This window comes from Brucella cytisi (assembly GCF_038433355.1).
GTDB lineage: Bacteria > Pseudomonadota > Alphaproteobacteria > Rhizobiales > Rhizobiaceae > Brucella > Brucella cytisi.
This window is the reverse complement of the sequence record NZ_JBCAUP010000012.1, coordinates 148,992-161,921: the sequence shown is the minus strand read 5'-3', so window position 1 is coordinate 161,921 and position 12,930 is coordinate 148,992. Positions and strand designations below refer to the sequence as shown.

The following is a 12,930-nucleotide window of genomic DNA, read 5'->3' as shown; positions in this document are numbered from 1 at the left end:
CCAAAGACAGGCTTTAGAAACTTCATGCTTCGCTATTGCCTTCATCGCTTGCTCATAGGGCTCGGCATGTTGCTGGCGTTGACGATACTGATCTTCGTCCTGCTGCAACTGACGCCCGGCGATCCGATCGACGCCTACATCAACCCCAATGTCGCCATGACCCAGGCTGAAATGGATGCGCTGCGGGCACAGCTTGGTCTCGACCGGCCACTGCCGGTACAGTATCTGGCCTGGCTGGGACAGGCCGTGCAGGGCAATCTTGGCCATTCGCTGCAGCGCTTCAACGAAACCGTGTCAGGCCTCATCGCCTCGCGCATCGGGCCGACTCTTCTCCTGATGACTGCAGGTCTTGCCATTGCCATTGTCATTGGCATCACGACCGGCATCATCAGCGCCGTGCGCCGAAATTCGTTCCCGGATTACTCTTTCTCTGTGCTCGCCTTGCTTGGCATTTCCAGCCCCGCTTTTCTCACGGCGCTGCTCGGCCTTTATATCTTTTCCGTGCGTCTCAAACTGGCGCCATCCGGCGGAATGCTGACACCGGCAACGGACTTCTCCATACCTGACCTGCTCCGCCATCTGGCATTGCCAGCCCTCGTGCTTTCCATCGGCCATGCCGCGCTTATCATGCGCTATATGCGCTCCTCCATGCTCGAAACACTCAATCAGGATTATGTGCGCACCGCCCGTGCCAAGGGCGTGCGCGAATTCTGGGTGGTAGTGAAGCATACGTTGCGAAACGCCATGCTGCCGGTCGTAACCCTCATCGGCTCCACGATAGGCCTGGCGGTGGGCGGTGCAATTTTCACCGAGAGCGTCTTTAATTGGCCGGGCATGGGACTTCTTCTCATCAACGCGGTCGAAACTCGCGATTATCCGGTTATCATGGGCGCAACACTTGTGATCGGCGCTTGTGTCATCATCGTCAATATCCTGACCGATCTGGCCTATGCGGTCATCGATCCGCGCATCAAGGTTATGTAAGATGAGTCTGTCCGTTACCTCTTCCGCAGGGCCGACAGCCCGCTCCGCAAGCCGCTTCTTGCAGAACCGCGCCGCAATAATCGGCCTTGTCCTGCTCGTTCCGCTTCTGGTCGCGGTGCTGACCTACCCACTATGGCTTCCCTACAAGCCGAACGATATCGACCTTCTGGCGATGAATTCCGGTCCAGGCTGGAAGCACTGGTTTGGAACCGACGGGGTTGGCCGCGACGTATTTGCCCGAACGATGGAGGGCGGGCGTATTTCTCTTCTCGTCGCCGTTTCATCCGTGGTGCTCTCCACATCCATCGGCTTCCTGATCGGTGCGATCTCCGCCCTTGGCGGGCGATGGGCGGATGCGATTGCCATGCGCTCGGTCGATCTTGCCATGACATTGCCGCCGGTCATTTTTTTGCTGGTGCTGGCCTCCATCATCGGTTCGGGCATCTGGTCCACGGTCGTCGTCATCGCACTCCTTTCATGGCCTGTGTTGTCCCGCATGATCCGTGCACGTCTCCTGGAACTGCGCGAGCGTGAATTCGTTATGGCGTCGCGCGGTATGGGAGCCGGACTCCGCCACCTTCTGTTTCGCCACGGATTGCCCAATTCGATCGATATTCTCGTCGTCTATGCAACGCTGCAGGTGGCCAACGCCATCCTGCTTGAAGCAGGCCTTTCCTTCCTTGGCCTTGGCGTACCACCACCGGCTGCAAGCTGGGGCAACATGCTCAACGCCGCACGCTCCACTGCCGTGCTGGAACAGTTCCCATGGCAATGGATGTTCCCCGGGGGCGCGCTTGTGCTGGCCGTACTGGCGATCAACTTCATCGGCGATGGTCTGAGGGACGCCTTTGACCCGCGTGCAGAACTCAACTGAACCAGAAAGCGAATATGAAATGTCGAAATTCTTTGGCGTTGTCCCTCCGGTCGTCATCCCGCTTGCCGACGACCACTCGGTAGACTACGACTCCTATACCCGCGTTCTCGAACATCTAATCGAAGGCGGCTGCCATGGTCTTTTCGCCCTCGGCTCCACAAGCGAAGTGGTATTCTACGATGAGGCCGAACGGCGCAGGATTCTTGAACACACGGTGAAAGTGGCGAACGGTCGCGTTCCGGTCATTGCCGGTGTCATAGACCCGGCAACCGACCGGGTGATCACCCATGCAAAAGCCGCGAAGGATGTTGGCGCCGATGCGGTCGTCGTCACCGCTCCCTTCTACACAATCACCAGCCAGCCCGAAATCATCGATCATTTCCGTATGGTGCGCGATGCGGTCGATATTCCGCTGATTGCCTACGACATTCCGGTCTGCGTCCATGCCAAGCTAACGCGCCAGACTGTCGTAACACTTGCCAATGAAGGTACAATCATCGGCCTGAAGGATTCCTCCGGCGATGATGGCAATTTCCGCTATGCACTGCTCGATCTGGCAGAAAACAAGAACGTCTTTCTTATGACCGGCTCGGAAATCGTGGTGGACAACGCACTTTTGATGGGCGCGCATGGCGTTGTTCCCGGCCTCGCCAATGTTGACCCTGAAGGTTATGTACGACTTTGGGATGCCGCGCAGCGCGGCGACTGGGTGGCCGCGCGCAAGGAACAGGAGCGCCTCTGCCGCCTCTTCGAGATCGTCTGGGTTGGCGCAAGTCGCGTCAGCGGCGGAGCCACCGGCGTTGGTGGCTTCAAGACGGCGATGCGCAGTCTGGGCATAATTTCCACCAACAAGATGGCGCGCCCGCGCCAGGCGCTGGATGCGGTTGAAACAGACCGCATTGATGCCATCCTGCGTAGCGTCGGCCTTCTGGATTGAGGCAAACGTCATGAGCCGACAACCGATCCTCGACATCAAGGGACTGCGCACCGTTTTCCATACCAGCGCTCGCGAGATCATCGCGGTGAACGGTATAGACATCGTCGTCAATCCTGGCGAGACCGTGGCTCTGGTCGGGGAATCCGGCTCAGGCAAATCGGTGACCAGCCTCTCGATCATGAGGCTTCTTGCGCGAAAGGTGGGCTTCATCGATGCAGGTTCCATTCTGCTGCGCGGCAAGAGCGGGCAGACTGTCGACCTTGTCGCCATCGATGAGGATGCGATGCGCCACATTCGAGGGAACGATATCGGCATGGTTTTCCAGGAACCAATGACGAGCCTCAATCCGGTCTATACGATAGGCGACCAGATTGGCGAACCCTTGCGGGTTCACCAGGGGGCAGGCCGCCGCGAGGCGCTTGACGCGGCAGTGGAACTGCTCGACAAGGTCGGAATTCCAGATGCCCGCCGCCGCGCCGCACAATATCCGCACGAACTTTCGGGCGGTATGCGCCAGCGCGCAACGATAGCCATGGCACTGATATGCAGTCCGACACTCCTGATTGCCGATGAGCCTACGACCGCATTGGACGTCACCATTCAGGCTCAAATTCTGGACCTCATGCAGAAGCTTCAGGGTGAAAGTGGCATGGGCATGCTGTTCGTTACCCATAACCTCGGCGTTGTCGCTGAAATCGCTCAGAGGGTCGTGGTGATGTATGCTGGCCGGATCGTGGAGAGCGGTCCGGTAAATGAGGTGTTCCGCAACCCGCGCCATCCTTACACGATGGGGCTGCTGCGCTCCATGCCGCGACTGGGCGATGCCACGGAAATGAAGAGGCGCGGCGAGAAACTGAATACTATTCCCGGCATGGTGCCGGGACTTGCTGATCTGCCCTCTGGCTGCGCCTTCGCGCCGCGTTGCTCCTTTGCTGTCGACACGTGTCGCGCCGCCGTTCCACCGCTCACATCCGTCAACGAGCACCACAGCAGCCGCTGCATTCGCTGGCAGGAGATCGCCGCATGACTGAAACTCCCCTCCTGTCCGTGCGTGGACTTGCCAAGTACTATCAGTCCCGCAGATCCACACTGAAAATTCTTGAAAATATTTCCTTCGACATCGCGCGTGGTGAAGTGGTTGGGCTGGTGGGGGAATCTGGTAGCGGCAAGACAACGATCGGTCGCTCGATCCTGCGCCTGATCGAGCCGACCGCAGGCCAGATCATGTTTGATGGCAATGATGTCGCGACCCTTTCTGCACGTGAACTGCGCCGTCAGCGGCAGCGGATGCAATATATATTTCAGGACCCGTTTGCCTCGCTTTCACCGCGTATGACGATTGGCGAAATCCTCATGGAAGGTCTCAATATTCAGGGCCTCGGTACCAGGGCGGAGCGGCAGGAGCGGGCGCACAAGGCGCTGGAACAGGTGGAATTGCCGTCGGACGCCATCAATCGCTATGCCCATGAGTTCTCCGGCGGACAGCGCCAGCGCATCGGTATTGCCCGTGCACTCACTCTGGAACCGGATTTCATTGTGGCCGATGAGCCGGTTTCCGCGCTCGACGTTTCCATTCAGGCGCAGGTGGTAAACCTTCTCCGCGATCTCCAGCAGCGGCTTGGCCTGACCATGCTGTTCATTTCGCACGACCTGGCGGTTGTCGAATATATATGTGACCGCGTGATTGTACTTTATCTTGGTCGCATCATGGAAATAGCAAGCAGCGAGGACCTTTATGCCCGCCCGCAGCATCCCTATACGCGGGCACTGCTCTCTGCCATTCCTTCTGCGGATCCAGATGCCAAAACGGAACGGCAGATCCTGCGCGGCGACATTCCAAGCCCTGCCAACCCGCCAAGCGGCTGCGTTTTCCGCACCCGCTGCCCGAAGGTTATCGATGCCTGCGTCACAACCGTTCCGCAGTTGCGCGAAGTCAGGCCCGGCCAATTCAAGGCTTGTATCCGCGACGACGTATGAATGATTGCCGCGCTTCGGGACGCGCGCCGCATATAACCAGGTCACCAGTGGATATTTCTGTCAAAATGGGAGTAATGACATGAAAATACTGTCCAGATACGTTTCCGGCGCCAGTCTTGCATTGGCGCTTGCATGCGTGACCCCTTCACTAGCGGATGATATCGCGCTTCAATGGAAGGAACTGCCGTCCATACCCGCCAACGCAAGGGCATGGAACGACGCCATTCCTGTGAAAGAGAAATACTGGCGGCAGATTGGACTTGCAGGCCCGATTACCGGTGTTCACGGTGACTATCTGCTGGTCGGTGGCGGCGCTAATTTTCCCGAACCTGGTAAGATGCCCAACGAAGCGAACAGGCTCGGCAAGGTTTACTGGAACGAGCTATTTGTCCTCGACCTCAACAAGAAGAGCTGGAGCAAGAAGGAGTTTCAGTTGCCGTCAGCCATTGGTTATGCAGCGACGGTGAGCCTGCCCGATGGCGTATTGGTTGTTGGGGGAGAAGGCTTCAGGACCGGACCGGATGGCGCAAAGCTCGCGAAAGTCGAAAAATCCTCAGGGGTTTTCCTGATGCGCTATGACCCGGATAGCGACGAGGTCGCATTCAAGGATTATCCAGCGCTTCCGGTCCCCAGCAGTTATGGCGCTGCAGCGCTGGTCGGCGACACCGTCTACTACCAGACCGGTAAGGACGTTTATACCCTTGACCTCGACAGTCCCGATACAGGGTGGAAACCACTTCCCGCCTTTCCCGGCGAAGCGCGCGACACAGCCCTTGCCGCCGCCGTCGGTGGAAAGTTCATCGTCGCTTCCGGCCGCAACAAGCAAGATGGTGTCTGGCATATCCACGACGATGCCTATGCTTTCGACCCGGCCAACAAGTCCTGGGAAAAGCTGCCCGATATGCCATTTCCCGCCATGGCGGGCGAAGCATTCGGTGTGAATGATCGCTATATGGTGATCGTCGGCGGCGATAAGGATGTGGATCGATGGAATGTGCTGTCCGGACTTGAAACGGAGCGCGCCAAGCACGAGAGCGGGACGCCAGAATGGGAAAAGGCTAATACGGCTCTGACCTTCCTGGCCGACCATCATTTCGGCTTCAATACCGAAGTTCTGGCCTATGACATCAAGACCAGTAAATGGGAGCAGATAGGCTCTTTCCCCGGTGCTGCGCCCGTTACGACCCAGCCCGTGACATGGAAGGGTAAGCTGCTTCTGCCATCCGGCGAAATCCGGCCTGGTATCCGCACACCCAAAATCTGGATGGGTAATGTAACGGATTGATCTTCCCGGTGGCTGTCTTCTGGAGTGCCTCCGCTTATGCTGCAGGCACTCTGACAGGAATGCTGGCGGGATCGCTTCACCTGCATTCGGGATATCATCCTTCGATTGCTACTTCCCGGCGCTCACGTGAAGCCTTGAAAGCAGCTTCGATACAGGCCACCACGTGAAGGCCGTCCTCGCCCGTGACAGGCGGCAGACTACCCGTATTAACGGCGTGCACAAAAGCGTGCCACTGACGGACAAGCCCTCGTTCGGGGACTTCAGGTTCGATCGAGCCTTCCACGGGTTGCCATTTCAGACTGCGTCCCAACGTAACCCCCTTGAAGAAATCCACGGTCATAACGCCATTGTCAAATACCAGTTCATCACCCGAAATAAAGGCTCCATCGGAATATCCGATGCTGGAAACCTGACCGGCGGCCTCGTCTGCGAAGCGGATGAGCAGCAAAGCCGCGTCGTCAGCCTTTTGCTTGTGAAATGAAGTAGCTGTGATGGCACTGACATGCGTGGCGCGACGGCCAGCAAAAGCGAGCAGGCGATCTAGCGCGTGGATACCAGCAGTAAACAGCATGCCGCCCCCTGTTGCCGGGTCACGGTGCCAGTCCCGGCGGTTTCCTTCCATCCATAACTTGATCATACGGCTTGATCCATAGCGCATATTGCCAAGTTTCCCCGTATCAATTATCCGCTTCGCGGTCACGAAAGGGAGAGAGAACCGCATCGTATGTCCAGGCATAAGCGTTACGCCGGCCTTTTGCGCCGCAGCAAGAATGCTGCGGCATTCGGCAACGGTCGGCGCCATAGGCTTTTCTATCATGATGTGCTTGCCTGCTTCTGCACAAGCAATGGCGACATTCGCGTGCAGATGGTGCGGCAACGCGATCACAACCGCATCGACTTTGGGGTCGGCCAATAGTTCCCGGTAATCTTGATAACCCGAGCCACCGAAATCCGTGGTGAAAGCTGCAAGGCCCTCTGCATCGTTTCGGCACGCCGCAACCAGCCTTGCACCAGGAACGGACTGAAGTGCCTTTGCATGAGCTGCACCAAAATGACCTGCGCCGATAATACCAATGCCAAGCATGTCAGTTTCCTTTGAGGGCGTAACAGTGATCAATGATTTCCATAGCACGACGGCAATCTGCCAAGGACGTGGCAGGCGGCAAGTCATGGGAAAAACGCTTCAATGTGTCTGCCAGGACGTCATTGTAACGATGGGCGGGCAAGGTAATCGGCAAAATCTGCTCGCTCCCGTCGTCGAGCGTCGTCACAGTCAGCCGGTCACCGGCGTCGATCAATGACGCATTTTTTGCAGATACTCGCCATTCGAAGAGGCCCCGGCTCATGGACGGAAATGTGTATCCGGCCTCAACGATGCCGATCATTCCATCAGGCGCGCGCAACACCACAACAGCGTAGTCCTCCACTTCCGTTTCATGAAGCGGACGCCCAAACGAAATGCTGACGATCTCTACGGGTTGTGCTCCTGCTAGTGTGAGAAACGCACTGACCCCATGGATGCCGAGATTGCGCAGAGCTCCTCCTCCGCCAACGCCACGATCGAGCACCCAGGGTACTCCGTCATTTACATAACGCTGGGGTGGGCCGTTTATCAGCCGGAAATGGGAGTGCGAGATCGTACCGAGGCGCTCCGCCTTGGCGAGATTGCGCACTGCAGCCATCATGCCGAGCCCGTGCGGAAGCGCGACCGTTACAAAGGATTTGTTACGCTCAGCTGACGCAATGAGCAGATCCGATGCCGCCGCCGATATGCCGATCGGCTTTTCGATGAGCAAAGGTACTCCAGCCTCGGTGACGGCGAGACCACGATCCGCGATCTCGGACGGCCGCCCCATCACCACCGCAAAATCAGCACCTTCAAGTGCATTCTCAAGGCTGGAAGACATGGTGCAGGAAAATCGGTCCGCGAAAGCCGCTGTAGCCGCCGCATCCGGATCCCAGGCTGTTTGAACGGTAGCTCCTGCTGCCAGCGCAGCTTCTGCATGCATGGTTGAGTGCCAGTGACTGACACCCAGAAAACTTAATCTCATGGCGCAACCTATATGATATAGGATAAGTGGACTACCTATTATTGCAAATGTCATATCGGGGCAACCTGTTCGGGAACTGCCATGCAATCGTCGGCAGTGCCCATCGGGCTGGGCGATCGGTATCTCCAGGGGAACTACCCTGCGGCTCGGCGGCGTCATACTGTTTGAATTAAAGCGTGGGGCTTAATGATGGCGAAGACGATGATCCAAGAACCCGCGCCAGAGCGTTTGAACTCAGGTCCCACATGCACCTGAGCTGGTGTTGAGTTTCCGGACCGCCCCGAAGTCCGTCCAGGCCGCATTTCTGCGGCGTGCCATGTCGACGCTCGAACGGATCGCCGCGACCATACCGTCGAAGGCATTGACGGCGGCTCCAGGCGCCCCTACGGGAGCTGGAACTCTGGTCGAGATTCCAAACCATCCTGAGTTCATCGGCGAGGCGGTTGCTGATCTCGCCCCACTTGTCCCGGCTCTCGCGCGCAATATCCGGCACAGGAGCGTTTTGTAGCTACGTGCGGGTGGTGCTCTTTCCGCCGAAGACCCCGGTAAGATTACGGGCGTCACCCGGCAGGCGATTGACAAGCGGCGTCGTGCCAAAGCGATCCCCGCTGTCCGGGAGGGAAGCGACTGGAAATATCCGGCATGTCAGTTTCGGGACGGAGAGGTTTTGCCCGGGGTAGCCAAGGTCGTTCGCGACCTTGACGAACAAGGAACATGGTAACGCTCGATTTCCTCTTGGCATCGGATGCCGCGCTTGGCGGAGATCACCGCTGGAAGCCTTGCGTCAGGGTGGTGATCACGCAGTTGAACGACTATGTTGACGGATGTCGCGGGACTGCTAGACCGTTATGGCAAATCGCTTGCTGTGGAGCTATGAATTGGCATTTGCTAATCGCCGAAGCGATGACAAACTTGCGCAGTCAGTGAATTCACCGACAAAAGATACCTGCAAACAACAAAGGCCGGCCCGGTCAGCCTTGTATTTCTCCGTTCCCTAGATCGAAATAGCTTTGCAAGGGTACTGGCTTGACGGGCAGGTGCGCGCTAAAGCGACCCGACGCTTCGATTGGTGTGCCTCTTGCGAGGGCGATGCGTGCGGCCACCGTTGCCTCGCAATATCGTCCTTGACACGGCCCCATGCCGCTACGGCATTCCAGTTTTGCGGCACTCGCGGACTGAATGAAGGGATTGCGAGTCAGCATCGCCTCGAACTGCTTACTACGCACAAGTTCGCAACGGCAAACAACGGTGTCATCGGGATAAGAGAGCGCCGCCAGCCCAGGGCGTTGCGGTGCGAACATCGACTGTACCACGCGGGAAAAGCGTCTCGCACGGGCCAACATCCGGGCGCTCTCGCGTTGGCGCGCTGCGCATGCATTAACGCCCATCGATGCTGCAATAGCGTGCCCGGCGACGCGTCCCTCAGCCCACGCGCTTTCCGCGCCAGCAACTCCTGTGGGTTCGCCAGCGACGAATATTCCCTCGACACTCGTGCGAAATGCATTGTCATGGCGGACCAGCCAGCCGCCGGCAGCAGAATCCCAGTGCAGGTCACAGCCAGCCTGACGCGCGAGTTCGGTCGAAGGATGAAAGCCGTAACCCAATGCAAGCGCGTCTGTCGCTATCGTTCGTGCTTCACCCTCGAGTGTCCAGTCGCTCGCCACTTTTTGCAAGTGTACGCTCGTCAGCGTCTCGTCACCGTCGGCTTTCGTCACAATGGTATTGCGGGACAGGCGTACGCCATGCATCATGATTTTTCGCAGTGCTCGCGCAGCTTCCATAAACAAAGCCATATGACCAGGCATGGCTGGCAAGGCAGCAGAAATCTCGTTGAACCGAGGGACGCCGCGGGCAAATGCAATCTCGATAATCTCAGCGCCGGCATCAAGCAATTGAGCGGCAAGGATCAGCAAGATCGGATGAGAACCGGCGAGTACCAGCCTTTGCCTGGCGAGCAGCTTCTGGCTTTTGAGCAGCGACTGCACGGCACCCGCCGTCATGACACCAGGCAACGTCCAGCCAGGAAAAGCTACCGGCATGTCATGGGCGCCGGTGGCGATCAAGAGGCGCCGAGCAGCGACAAGCCGTCCGCCCTTCTTCGTATGTACAGCCAGTCGTTTTCTGCTACCCGCTTCCGGCTCATCGAGCAGCACTCCGAAAGCCGTGGCCCGGAATATCGTTTCGATGCGGGGGTGGTCTTCGAAACGCTCGATCAGGTCTCGTGCCCACGGATAAGGACGGTAGTTTCCATGGCGGATGCCCCATTCAGTCGGGGGGCGGCGAAATATCTGACCACCGGCGCTGGCTTGTTCGTCAACAACCAGCACGGAAAATCCCGCGTCGGCTACCTCAAGCGCGGCTGCCATGCCGGCCGGGCCGGCTCCGACAATTGCTAAATCCACCATTACTTCCCCCTAACTGGCCCGGTAGCGACTGACACACTGCCCCTCAACGACATCCGTAAGGCAGCCGCGCACCAGGAGTTGTCCGTCCACGATCAGTGCGCAATCGAAACAGGTTCCCATGTTGCACAGAGGCATTCGTGGATCGCCTTCGCGGGTGATACTAAAAGCCGTGACGCCGGCGACCAGAAGCGCCGTTACCAGGGTTTCACCCTCATAGGCGGTAATCTCACGGCCCTCGAATGTGAACCTGACCAGTTCACTGCGAGGTTTCGTCTTGCGTTCCCAATGCACCATCGCTCAGCCTTTCGCAAACCGGGCTACGTCAAATTTACTCATATCAAGCGTCGGCGCGCGTCCGGCGATCAGGCCCGTTAACGCCTGCGCGAAACTGGGTCCGAGCGTGAAGGCAGAGCCGCCGGTTGCGACAAAGGCGCCCGGGTGACCGGGTACTGGCCCGACCAGCGGCAGCTGATCAGGGGTAATGGTCGTGGTTCCCACCCAACTGCGCAGTATCGGCAGGCTCGTGAGTTCGGGCAACACACGAATTGCCATTTCGGCATTACCGGCAAGGCTTTCGGCCAGAAGCTCCGGCTTGGCGTCGAAGTCTGGCTTACCGTCCTGATTCAGCGGCAACCGGGCAGGCCAACCGCCCCCAATCAGGATATTGCCGTCCCGTGCCTGCTTCAACGACAACCGTCCGCCAGCGTGCTGGATCAGATGTGACATTAGCTTGGGGAGGCGAAGGCTGACACTCATGGTCAGCGCCAACGGGATTGTGGGTAAGTAAGCTCCCATCAGCTCGCCAAGTTTTGTCGTCCAGACACCACCTGCTATGACAACTGCATCTGCCATTACCTTGTCCGACGCCCCACCGGTTCGATCCTGTAAATCCACACGCCACCGACCGCCTTGACGAGAAAGGCCCACGACCTCACAGCGCGTGCGGATATCCGCACCCGTATGCAGAGCGGCACGGGCCATCGCTGGTGCAGCGGTACGGGCATCCGCCTTTCCCTCGATCGGGCACCAGGCAGCGGCAAGCACGCGAGGCGACAGATAAGGGGCAATATGTTCGATCATGGCCCGATCAATCACTTTGATATCCAGACCCCACGCGCGTTCTATCTCGGTTTTCTGCTCCAGCAGGCTCACTTGCGCAGCGTCTTCGGCGATCATAAGTCCGCCGGATTGCTCAACCTCAATGTCCTCGCCGGTCAGAACGGGCAGGTCTGACCACAGCCGCGCGGCCTCAAGATGCAGCGGCATGGCTTCTGCGGCCTTGCGAGCCGCGTCCAACCCCCGTTCAATCATGCGGTATTCTAGCTGGAAATGAAGACTACCAGCATTACGGCCAGAAGCGTGCTGGTTTATCTGGTCACGTTCTGCCAGGAGAACTTGCCCACCGTCGCGTCCAATCATCCAGGCCGTGATACAACCCAGAAGACCGCCCCCGATCACAACCGCATCATAGTGCCGGCTCATCAAAGCGGCCGCGTCTCGATACCCAGAGAACGCAGGGTATCGTCAACCCGCTGCACTTCTGCGTCGGTTAGCTCCAGCAACGGATCCCGCACATAGCCGGCCGGCACCCCTCGAAGCCGCAGAGCAGTCTTCATGATCGCCTGCTGATTGCCGAATTGCGCGCCGTAATTGGGCTGGAACCAGGATTGCATGATCACGCGATCCCGCTCGCCCAATTGAATGGCGCGGTCGCGGTCTCCCTTGGTGATTGCACGCCAGAAATCGGGATGGTCAGACCCCAGAACGCCGCCCGATCCCATCAAACCGTCCCCATGCCCCAATAATGCGAGATCGGCGCCCAACGCGGAAGTCGGCAAACCGAAATAGCGTACTCGCCCTTCGACTTTATACATGGCTGAAAGGAATGAAGCAAAATCGCCAGTGGAATTCTTGATGGCCACCACGTTGTCGATATCTGCCAGTTCGTCTAACAGGTCCGGGGTCATATCCACAATACAGCCACGGGGCCAATTGTAGATGGTGAGCGGGATGTCAGTGGCAGCCGAAACCGTGCGATAGAAATTTACGATCTCGCGCCGGTTCGGCACCACGTAAGGCGGTGGGGTCAGGAGGATGCCGTCCAGTCCGGCCTTTTCAGCAGCCCGGGCATGAGTGATCGCCTCAGCCACCGTAAAAGCGTTGCAAGATCCAATGACCACAAGTCCGTGTCGGCGATAGCCGGCGCCCGCGTCGAACAGTTTCGCCCGTTCAGGAATGGTCATACTGAACCATTCCCCGCTCGTCCCTGCGAGTATAACGCCATGCATACGCTCGGTGACCAGCCAGTCCATCTGACCTGCGAAGGCTTCGAGGTCAAGACGTCCGGAGCGGTCGAACGGGGTGGTGATGGCGGGGATATAGCCCGTCCAGGTGACACTGTTGCGGTCCAAGTCGTT

13 protein-coding genes are annotated in these 12,930 nt (G+C 58.3%); 7 read left to right on the top strand and 6 right to left on the bottom strand.

The genetic code is table 11. From position 1 onward, the window contains the following. Nucleotides 1-24 precede the first annotated feature (24 nt). From AAE521_RS13545 to AAE521_RS13520, 6 genes are all read left to right on the top strand, one after another. Nucleotides 25-984 carry an ABC transporter permease gene (locus AAE521_RS13545; RefSeq protein WP_342061579.1) on the top strand — a complete coding sequence of 320 codons (960 nt, stop codon included), beginning with the start codon at nt 25-27 and terminating at the stop codon, nt 982-984. Beyond that, nucleotides 950-1,858: an ABC transporter permease gene (locus AAE521_RS13540; protein WP_374864760.1), complete on the top strand. Its 909-nt coding sequence runs from the start codon at nt 950-952 to the stop codon at nt 1,856-1,858. The genes AAE521_RS13545 and AAE521_RS13540 overlap by 35 nt, the downstream gene beginning before the upstream one ends. Before the next feature lie 19 nt (nt 1,859-1,877). After that, nucleotides 1,878-2,795, top strand: coding sequence for a dihydrodipicolinate synthase family protein (locus AAE521_RS13535; protein ID WP_342061577.1), 918 nt, complete (start codon nt 1,878-1,880; stop codon nt 2,793-2,795). A gap of 10 nt (nt 2,796-2,805) precedes the next feature. Next, nucleotides 2,806-3,822: an ABC transporter ATP-binding protein gene (locus AAE521_RS13530; protein WP_342061576.1), complete on the top strand. Its 1,017-nt coding sequence runs from the start codon at nt 2,806-2,808 to the stop codon at nt 3,820-3,822. Continuing rightward, nucleotides 3,819-4,772, top strand: coding sequence for an ABC transporter ATP-binding protein (locus AAE521_RS13525; protein ID WP_071633287.1), 954 nt, complete (start codon nt 3,819-3,821; stop codon nt 4,770-4,772). The genes AAE521_RS13530 and AAE521_RS13525 overlap by 4 nt, the downstream gene beginning before the upstream one ends. A gap of 79 nt (nt 4,773-4,851) precedes the next feature. Next, complete coding sequence (locus AAE521_RS13520; protein WP_342061575.1) at nt 4,852-6,057, top strand: tRNA wybutosine-synthesizing protein 4 beta-propeller domain-containing protein; 1,206 nt, start codon at nt 4,852-4,854, stop codon at nt 6,055-6,057. Between the two features lie 94 nt (nt 6,058-6,151). Here AAE521_RS13520 and AAE521_RS13515 read toward each other — a convergent pair whose 3' ends face one another. Together AAE521_RS13515 and AAE521_RS13510 are read right to left on the bottom strand one after the other, a co-directional pair. Beyond that, nucleotides 6,152-7,141 (bottom strand): Gfo/Idh/MocA family protein, encoded by a 990-nt coding sequence (locus AAE521_RS13515; RefSeq protein ID WP_071633285.1) that lies wholly within the window; start codon nt 7,139-7,141, stop codon nt 6,152-6,154. 1 nt (nt 7,142) lies between these two features. Beyond that, nucleotides 7,143-8,108 (bottom strand): Gfo/Idh/MocA family protein, encoded by a 966-nt coding sequence (locus AAE521_RS13510; protein WP_342061574.1) that lies wholly within the window; start codon nt 8,106-8,108, stop codon nt 7,143-7,145. A gap of 262 nt (nt 8,109-8,370) precedes the next feature. On the opposite strand from AAE521_RS13510, the gene AAE521_RS13505 reads away from it, so the two are divergent. Beyond that, nucleotides 8,371-8,616, top strand: coding sequence for a hypothetical protein (locus AAE521_RS13505; RefSeq protein WP_342061573.1), 246 nt, complete (start codon nt 8,371-8,373; stop codon nt 8,614-8,616). 463 nt (nt 8,617-9,079) lie between these two features. Here AAE521_RS13505 and AAE521_RS13500 read toward each other — a convergent pair whose 3' ends face one another. From AAE521_RS13500 to AAE521_RS13485, 4 genes are read right to left on the bottom strand one after another with little or no spacing between them, the layout of a single operon-like run. Beyond that, on the bottom strand, nt 9,080-10,513 hold the full coding sequence (locus AAE521_RS13500; protein WP_342061572.1) for an FAD-dependent oxidoreductase: 1,434 nt from the start codon (nt 10,511-10,513) through the stop codon (nt 9,080-9,082). Nucleotides 10,514-10,522: 9 nt separating this feature from the next. Continuing rightward, on the bottom strand, nt 10,523-10,807 hold the full coding sequence (locus AAE521_RS13495; RefSeq protein ID WP_342061571.1) for a (2Fe-2S)-binding protein: 285 nt from the start codon (nt 10,805-10,807) through the stop codon (nt 10,523-10,525). Nucleotides 10,808-10,810: 3 nt separating this feature from the next. Continuing rightward, nucleotides 10,811-11,995, bottom strand: a complete 1,185-nt coding sequence (locus AAE521_RS13490) for an NAD(P)/FAD-dependent oxidoreductase (RefSeq protein ID WP_342061570.1) — start codon at nt 11,993-11,995, stop codon at nt 10,811-10,813. After that, nucleotides 11,995-12,924 (bottom strand): dihydrodipicolinate synthase family protein, encoded by a 930-nt coding sequence (locus AAE521_RS13485; RefSeq protein ID WP_071634468.1) that lies wholly within the window; start codon nt 12,922-12,924, stop codon nt 11,995-11,997. The genes AAE521_RS13490 and AAE521_RS13485 overlap by 1 nt, the downstream gene beginning before the upstream one ends. Between the last annotated feature and the right edge of the window lie 6 nt (nt 12,925-12,930).

What these genes read in the sequence shown, in the direction of transcription:
- AAE521_RS13525 (WP_071633287.1), top strand. Translation starts at nt 3,819, where the DNA reads ATGACTGAAACTCCCCTCCTGTCCGTGCGTGGACTTGCCAAGTACTAT.
- AAE521_RS13510 (WP_342061574.1), bottom strand. Translation starts at nt 8,108, where the DNA reads ATGAGATTAAGTTTTCTGGGTGTCAGTCACTGGCACTCAACCATGCAT.
- AAE521_RS13530 (WP_342061576.1), top strand. Translation starts at nt 2,806, where the DNA reads ATGAGCCGACAACCGATCCTCGACATCAAGGGACTGCGCACCGTTTTC.
- AAE521_RS13515 (WP_071633285.1), bottom strand. Translation starts at nt 7,141, where the DNA reads ATGCTTGGCATTGGTATTATCGGCGCAGGTCATTTTGGTGCAGCTCAT.
- AAE521_RS13535 (WP_342061577.1), top strand. Translation starts at nt 1,878, where the DNA reads ATGTCGAAATTCTTTGGCGTTGTCCCTCCGGTCGTCATCCCGCTTGCC.
- AAE521_RS13520 (WP_342061575.1), top strand. Translation starts at nt 4,852, where the DNA reads ATGAAAATACTGTCCAGATACGTTTCCGGCGCCAGTCTTGCATTGGCG.
- AAE521_RS13495 (WP_342061571.1), bottom strand. Translation starts at nt 10,807, where the DNA reads ATGGTGCATTGGGAACGCAAGACGAAACCTCGCAGTGAACTGGTCAGG.
- AAE521_RS13500 (WP_342061572.1), bottom strand. Translation starts at nt 10,513, where the DNA reads ATGGTGGATTTAGCAATTGTCGGAGCCGGCCCGGCCGGCATGGCAGCC.
- AAE521_RS13540 (WP_374864760.1), top strand. Translation starts at nt 950, where the DNA reads ATGCGGTCATCGATCCGCGCATCAAGGTTATGTAAGATGAGTCTGTCC.
- AAE521_RS13545 (WP_342061579.1), top strand. Translation starts at nt 25, where the DNA reads ATGCTTCGCTATTGCCTTCATCGCTTGCTCATAGGGCTCGGCATGTTG.
- AAE521_RS13490 (WP_342061570.1), bottom strand. Translation starts at nt 11,995, where the DNA reads ATGAGCCGGCACTATGATGCGGTTGTGATCGGGGGCGGTCTTCTGGGT.